The following is a 5,511-nucleotide window of genomic DNA, read 5'->3' as shown; positions in this document are numbered from 1 at the left end:
GGGCGCGCGCGCGCGCGCGCGCTCGATCGCCAGTTCGCTCGACAGCACGCGTTCCGGTTTCAGGTTGGGATTGGGCTGGCGAAAGATGCCGTCGCTGCCCTGCACGTTCTGGTAGAGCTCGCCCACGGTCGGAAAGCGCAAGGCCTTGCCGAACGAACCGGTGACCTGCCATTGCTCGCCGGGCGTCCATGCCACCGACAATTTGGGCGAGAAGCCCGAGTTGCGCACTTCCGGCTGGTTGATGCCGCCGCTGGCGACCGCATAGTTGTAGCCGCCGAATGCGCGCCACCATTCATAGCGCCCGCCCAATGTCGCCTTCCAGTCCTGCGCCAGGCGCCAGGCATCCTGCGCCCAGACGGCGGACGTCTCGGTCTTGCCGCGCGAGTCGGTCGACAAGGCGCCGTTACTGCCGGAAACCCAGTTGCTGGTCAGGTAAGTCGGGCTGACCAGCTTGTATTGATCGTAGTGGGCGCCGAAGCTGACGATGTGCGCGCCCTTGACGCCGTCGGGACGCCAGACGCCCTTGAGGTCGAGCGTGTTCCAGCCGGTGCCAGACGGCGGACGTCTCGGTCTTGCCGCGCGAGTCGGTCGACAAGGCGCCGTTACTGCCGGAAACCCAGTTGCTGGTCAGGTAAGTCGGGCTGACCAGCTTGTATTGATCGTAGTGGGCGCCGAAGCTGACGATGTGCGCGCCCTTGACGCCGTCGGGACGCCAGACGCCCTTGAGGTCGAGCGTGTTCCAGCCGGTGCCGCCGGCGTATTGCCGCCGTTTTGCGCAGCGGGATAAAGACCTGTCGATGCACGCGTCAGATCCTTGGACATGGAGAAGTTGCCGGCAACGGCTTCCCAGTCGAACACGCCTTGGGTCTTGCTGCGAACCGAAAGGCTTTGCATCCACTGCTCCTGTTCGGTGTTGTTGCTGACCAGTCCGCTGGGATAAACCGTTGCGCCTGCGGCGTTGCGGAGGTACGACTGTCCATGCGAATCGGCCCGGTTCTGCCAGTAACCCAAGGTATAGGCGGCAGTCAGCGTCGGCGAAAAATCATAGGCCAGCTTGAGCTTGGCATTGTCTTGCACGGTATGCGTGAGGCCGTTGGCGCCGAGCACGAAGATCTTCTTGCCGGTGCGGTCTTGCGCGGCGTAGCCGCCGGCGGCGGTCACATAACTCACCGGCTGGCTGTAGCTGTCCAGGTGATTCGCGCTGAACCACCACGACAGGTCGCCGCTGCGATTGCCCAGCGTAGCGCTGAACTCCTGCGCGCGGTAAGTGTTGCTGGTGCCGTACTGGCTGAAATCCTGGAACGCCGTATTCGCCTTGACGCTGGCTTCGAAGTGATCGGGCATGCGCGTGGTGATCTCGGTCACGGCGCCGTAGGAATTACCAGGATACTGCGCGGCGAACGGACCGTACAGCACGTCGATGCGCTCGACTTCTTCCGGCGCGACCATGAACCAGCGCGGCGAACCGTTGCCGTTGTTGTTGTTGATGAGCGCCGACAGCAGCATGCCGTCGGCGTAGATCAGGCTGCGCGCGCCGGCGTTGATGCCGGTGGTGCGCGTGGACATGGGCGCCTGCGTGTCACCGATGTAGCGCTTGCGCACCAGCACGTTGGGAAGATACTTGAGCGTGTCTTCGACGTTCATCGCGTTGACGGTGTCGGCCGCCTTGGCGGCGGTGATGCTTTCGGTAGTGGTCGGCAGATGGTTCTTTTCGCTGACCGAACGCGATTCCTTGACGACGACTTCGGGCAAGGCGGCGATGCTCTCAGGTTGAGATTCAGATTGAGACTGCGCCTCGGTGAGCGGGCTCCATGCGGCGATCATCGCCAGCAACAAAGGCCGCAAAGGAAATGGAAATGGCTTGGTAATTTTCATGTTGATCCGGACCGGCGGCGCAGGCGCAGATGAGATCCACGCTTGCGCAAGTTGACTGAACAGGGAAGGCAACCGTCACACCCTCAACGGTTGCCACGACATTCAGGCAACAGCCGGCGGCGCACGCGACAGCGCAACGGTCCATGCAAACAGCGGCTGCGGCGCACGATAGAACAGGCGCGGCAGGAAATGCGAAATGGTGAACACGGTTTCGGCCGGCATCGGTTGCCGTGGCGGCGCGACGGCGTCGGCATGCATCAGGCAATACGGACAATGCGAGGAGGAAACGGCGTTTTTACCGGCGTCGCGGTCAGCGTCGTTGGCGGCCTTGTCGCCGAAGGCGCTGCAGATTTCCATCCAGAACGAGCCGCCGCGCTCCTGCGACCACGCTTGCGACGCCGCGGAAAACGTCGGGGCGAGCACCATCAGCAGCACTGCCAAAATGGCGGCCCACGCGGTGATTGTGTTGCGGATGGATGGGCTCGAACGGCCCGATGTCTGCTTCCCCATCTTGCGAATGTAGCATGCACATGCGCGGCAATGCAGCGCCGGAACTGGTGTTCAGGCCGGGATAAGTGGGTACGAAGAAGGGATCGGGTGGCTGGAAAGGCTTGCCGGCGGCGGCCTGCAAACGATGCAGGCCGCCACGGCAAGACAGGATGAAGGCAGCTGCGACAAATTGTCGCACCCCTGCAAGACGGGATGCTTGCAGGAATGAACCGTCCGGATTACTTGTTCGGCGTTGCGGCCGGTGGCGTCGGCAGCGCCTTGATGCCCTTGGTCTGCGCCACGGTCAGGCTGGTGACGAAGCTGGCGACGTCGTAAGGCTTGCCGTCGCGTTCGCCGGCAGTCTTGTCGATGTGGTGCGCTTCAACGACATAGGTGCCTTGCCATGGCAGATCGAAGTTCACCAGACCTTGTTCATTGGTGTGGCCTTCCTTGCCCCAGCCTGCCGAGGTGACGATGGTGATCTTGGTCTTGGCCAGCGGCTGGCCCTTGTAGACCAGCTTGAACTCGCCCGGCTTGCCGGTAGTCACGATGTCCAGCGTCAGGCGCGGCGCCTGTTCGGCGAAGCTGGTGACCAGGCGCGCGGCCGGAGTCCACAGGGTGCGCGCCACGGTTTCGCCGGTCTTGCGCTCGATGATGGGATAGTGCGCTTCTTCAGCAACGATGGACTCGCCCTTGCCGGCGCGCGCCGCCGACAGTGCGTAGGCGTTCTTGCCCTTGTTCACGTCCAGCGTCTTGTCGCCGTTGGCGCCCAGCAGCACGGCGCTCGGTTGCACGAAGCGGTCGAGCAGGCCCGGCGAAGTTTCGCGCAGGTTTTCGCCGAACTCGCCGAAGTACAGGTGGGCGGACTTGGCGTCCTGCTGCAACCAGACGTGGTGAGCCTGGGCAGAGGCGGCCAGCAGCAAGGTGGACAGCAAGGCGGGAATGACGAGACGTTTCAGTTTCATGTAGTGCTTCCTTTCAGGGGATAGGTGTTTTTATGATGCAAAACGACAAACTCTCTCCTTCCGGCCCGGCGCGCATCAAATGATGAGCAACGAGCATTGAACAAAGCCATGCCGGAGATGATGAACAAACGGGAGATCCTGCGAAGCGCTGTATGGCGCCAACCTGGCTTTCGGCTCGGTTATTTTAATTATCGAGAATGATTATCATTATAGCAGAAGCTGACAAAACCCTGAATCCGAAAAGCCCCCTACAATGAGCGCCGCTCTTCACCGGCAAAACCTTGTGCTTTTATCCCGTACAGGTAGCCCCAGTTCAATTCAGGACCAAGTCATCAGGTCCGGTTCCAGGAGAAAGTCCCATGCTTCGTCGCAATCCCTCCGGCGATATGCCGCAAGTCCACGAATCCGCTTATGTCGACCAGACCGCCATCCTGTGCGGCAAGGTCATCGTGCACGAGAATGTTTTCATCGGTCCCTACGCGGTCATCCGCGCCGATGAAGTCAACGAGAAAGGCGAGATGGACGCCATCGTCATCGGCGCTCATTCCAACATCCAGGACGGCGTGGTGATCCACTCCAAGTCCGGCGGCGCCGTGACCATTGGCGAACGCACTTCGATCGCCCATCGCGCCATCGTGCACGGTCCTTGCACCGTCGGCCATGACGCCTTCATCGGTTTCAACAGCGTCCTGTTCAACTGTGTGATCGGGGATGGTTGCGTGGTGCGTTACAACGCCGTGGTGGATGGTTGCCATCTGCCGCCCGGCTTCTACGTGCCGTCGACACTGCGCATCGGCCCGCAGACCGATCTCGACGCTTTACCGCGCGTGTCGGCGCAGGCGTCGGAATTTTCGGAAGACGTGGCGCGCACCAACAATGAATTGGTGCAGGGTTACAAGAAATTGCAGAACGAGTTCTGATCGGATTGTTCCGATCTCCCATGAAAAATCCGGCCCTCCTTGATGGAGAGGCCGGATTTTTTTACGTCCGCAAAACGGCGTGGCGCGTTCAGCTGCCGCGATAGGTCGAATACGACCATGGCGACACCACCAGCGGCACGTGGTAATTTTGCGCCGGATCGGCGATGCCGAACGCCAGCACCACTTCATCGACGAAACGCGGCGCCGGCAATTGCACGCCCTGTCCGGCAAAATAGTCGCCGGCGCCGAACACCAGTTCATAACGTCCGGCCAACAATTCGTCGCCTTGCAGCAACGGTGCATCACAGCGGCCGTCGCTGTTGGTGACGGTGTTTTTCAGCAGGACCTTCTCGTTGCCGCGGACCGCAAACAAGGCCACCTTGACGCCGGCGCCCGGCTTGCCCTGGGTGACGTCCAGGACGTGGGTGCTCAGTTTTCCCATTGTGTTTCCTCTCGTTGACAAATTTTGTAGATCATTTCAGTGGCAAATGATATACCGCAGAGATCAGGTCCATATACGTTCGCCGTTATATCTGCAATCAATTCTGAAGACATAATTCGGCGAAGATGCAAAAAACGATTCCAAGGCAGGAGACATGACAGATCCCACTTATCCCCGCGACCTGGCCGGTTACGGCCGCACACCTCCGCATGCGCGCTGGCCCGGCGGCGCGCGCATCGCGCTGCAGTTCGTGCTGAACTACGAAGAAGGTGCGGAGAACAACGTGCTCGACGGCGACGCCGGCTCGGAAACTTTTTTGTCTGAAATCATCGGCGCACAAAGCTTTGCAGCGCGCCACATGAGCATGGAATCGCTCTACGAATACGGCTCGCGCGCCGGCCTCTGGCGCCTGTTGCGTCTATTCGAAGACCGCAAGCTGCCGCTGACCGTGTTCGGCGTGGCGCGTGCGCTGCAGCGCAATCCGGAAGCCACCGCCGCGTTCCTCGAGCTCGGCCACGAAATCGCCTGCCACGGGCTGCGCTGGATCAGCTACCAGAACATCGACGAAGCCACCGAGCGCCGCCACATCGCCGAAGCGATCGCGATCATCAAGGACATTACCAACAACGCGCCGCTGGGCTGGTATACCGGCCGCGACTCGCCCAACACGCGCCGCCTGGTGGCCGAACACGGCGGCATCGCCTACGACGCCGACAGCTACGCCGACGACCTGCCCTATTGGGAAAACGTCAAGCTCGGCGACCGCACCTCACTACAGCCGCAGCTGATCGTGCCCTATACGCTCGACAGCAACGACATG

At 61.3% G+C, this 5,511-nt stretch carries 6 protein-coding genes and 1 pseudogene; 2 read left to right on the top strand and 5 right to left on the bottom strand.

From position 1 onward, the window contains the following. From HLUSI_RS27385 to HLUSI_RS0107055, 4 genes and pseudogenes are all read right to left on the bottom strand, one after another. Positions 1–522: pseudogene (locus tag HLUSI_RS27385) on the bottom strand (TonB-dependent receptor plug domain-containing protein); the annotation flags it as partial. 105 nt (positions 523–627) lie between these two features. Further along, the gene (locus HLUSI_RS27380; RefSeq protein WP_330987142.1) at positions 628–1,875 is read right to left on the bottom strand and encodes a TonB-dependent receptor plug domain-containing protein; all 1,248 of its coding nucleotides are present in this window, start codon (positions 1,873–1,875) and stop codon (positions 628–630) included. A 102-nt stretch (positions 1,876–1,977) separates the two neighbouring features. Next, positions 1,978–2,385 (bottom strand): DUF2946 domain-containing protein, encoded by a 408-nt coding sequence (locus HLUSI_RS0107060; RefSeq protein WP_016833316.1) that lies wholly within the window; start codon positions 2,383–2,385, stop codon positions 1,978–1,980. 218 nt (positions 2,386–2,603) lie between these two features. Further along, positions 2,604–3,329 (bottom strand): DUF4198 domain-containing protein, encoded by a 726-nt coding sequence (locus HLUSI_RS0107055; protein WP_016833315.1) that lies wholly within the window; start codon positions 3,327–3,329, stop codon positions 2,604–2,606. Between the two features lie 359 nt (positions 3,330–3,688). On the opposite strand from HLUSI_RS0107055, the gene HLUSI_RS0107050 reads away from it, so the two are divergent. Next, positions 3,689–4,249 (top strand): gamma carbonic anhydrase family protein, encoded by a 561-nt coding sequence (locus HLUSI_RS0107050; protein ID WP_016833314.1) that lies wholly within the window; start codon positions 3,689–3,691, stop codon positions 4,247–4,249. Positions 4,250–4,337: 88 nt separating this feature from the next. Here HLUSI_RS0107050 and uraH read toward each other — a convergent pair whose 3' ends face one another. Then, positions 4,338–4,691, bottom strand: a complete 354-nt coding sequence (gene uraH, locus HLUSI_RS0107045) for a hydroxyisourate hydrolase (protein WP_016833313.1) — start codon at positions 4,689–4,691, stop codon at positions 4,338–4,340. 154 nt (positions 4,692–4,845) lie between these two features. Here uraH and HLUSI_RS0107040 point away from each other — a divergent pair. Further along, the coding region (locus HLUSI_RS0107040; RefSeq protein WP_016833312.1) for a polysaccharide deacetylase family protein at positions 4,846–5,511 on the top strand (666 nt) is incomplete at its 3' end.

The organism is Herbaspirillum lusitanum P6-12 (genome assembly GCF_000256565.1).
GTDB lineage: Bacteria > Pseudomonadota > Gammaproteobacteria > Burkholderiales > Burkholderiaceae_D > Herbaspirillum > Herbaspirillum lusitanum.
Note: the sequence above shows the minus strand (reverse complement) of the source record. Positions and strands in the feature narration are given on the sequence as shown.

What these genes read in the sequence shown, in the direction of transcription:
- HLUSI_RS27380 (WP_330987142.1), bottom strand. Translation starts at nt 1,875, where the DNA reads ATGAAAATTACCAAGCCATTTCCATTTCCTTTGCGGCCTTTGTTGCTG.
- HLUSI_RS0107060 (WP_016833316.1), bottom strand. Translation starts at nt 2,385, where the DNA reads ATGGGGAAGCAGACATCGGGCCGTTCGAGCCCATCCATCCGCAACACA.
- HLUSI_RS0107055 (WP_016833315.1), bottom strand. Translation starts at nt 3,329, where the DNA reads ATGAAACTGAAACGTCTCGTCATTCCCGCCTTGCTGTCCACCTTGCTG.
- HLUSI_RS0107050 (WP_016833314.1), top strand. Translation starts at nt 3,689, where the DNA reads ATGCTTCGTCGCAATCCCTCCGGCGATATGCCGCAAGTCCACGAATCC.
- uraH (WP_016833313.1), bottom strand. Translation starts at nt 4,691, where the DNA reads ATGGGAAAACTGAGCACCCACGTCCTGGACGTCACCCAGGGCAAGCCG.